Annotated in this window: 1 protein-coding gene; it reads right to left on the minus strand. The window is 66.6% G+C overall.

Annotated elements, in window-relative coordinates; genetic code table 11:
- Window positions 1-32 precede the first annotated feature (32 nt).
- Window positions 33-839: a fructosamine kinase family protein gene (locus tag ACWGPE_RS19300; RefSeq protein ID WP_452049364.1), complete on the minus strand. Its 807-nt coding sequence runs from the start codon at window positions 837-839 to the stop codon at window positions 33-35.
- Between the last annotated feature and the right edge of the window lie 192 nt (window positions 840-1,031).

Genomic DNA, 1,031 nt, shown 5'->3' on the forward strand with positions numbered 1-1,031 from the left:
TGATCCAGCTGGCGCCGCGGCGGCACCGGTGGTTATCGAATCCGCAGTTTGCTGAATGTCTCCAAGATCCGCCAGGCCGCAGCCTCGACCTGACCCGCATAGCCTCCGCCGAACAGCACTACATGCGCGAGCAACGGATAGAGCTGATGCAGGTCAACCCGATCCCGCCATCCATCGCGCAGCCGCTGCACCGTCCGGTATCCGGCCAGCACCTCATCCAGGAACGGGAAACCGAACAGCGCCAACATGGCAAGATCCGTTTCGCGATGGCCACCGTGCGCGGCGGGGTCGATCAGCACAGCACCGTGGCCGGTCCACATCACGTTGCCGCTCCAGAGGTCACCGTGCAGCCTCGCGGGCACGTCGTCGTCATCGAACGCACCCGCGCGGCACAGATCGGTCACCTCCGCGATCGCATCCTGCCCCGCGGCGGTGAGCCTGGGCGCAGCCAGCCGTGTCATCGGAGCCAAGCGGTCATCGGCGTAGAAGGCTCCCCATGAATCGCTGCGGGCCAACGACATTGGCAACGGCTGAGACAGCGGCCCGAAGAACCCATCCCCGTCGTAGCCGTCCGGACCGGACCCATACGCCGGTGCCCCGGCGTCGTGAGTACGGGCCAATCGCTGGCCGAAGACCCGCGCAGCGTGAACAGTGGGCCCCGTCGGCCGCAGCCGCCGCAGGGTCAATGAGTTTGCGTCGTAATCGATTACCGTCACGCACGGCACGCCACCGTCTACGGCGAGCCATCTGAGTCCGGCCGCCTCGGCCGCGAAGAACCCAGGCGGCGCCGACGCATTGCGCTTGACGAAGACATCGGCCCTGTCTGCCGCGTTGGGCATATCGGTCAGGCTACCGACGTACCCCTGACTACGCGGCTTTCGGCGGTGGTTGGGGTTGGAAGGGTGGGTACCACCACCATTCGGCGCGTTCCCCGGTCGGTCCGGGACACGGTGGAACATCGGGTGGGGGTGTGGTGGGTGTGCGGGCCAGCGATCCACCGTGCAGCGGTATTTAGGTGGTGTAGTTGTCGG

It is taken from the genome of Agromyces sp. NPDC055658 (genome assembly GCF_053618155.1).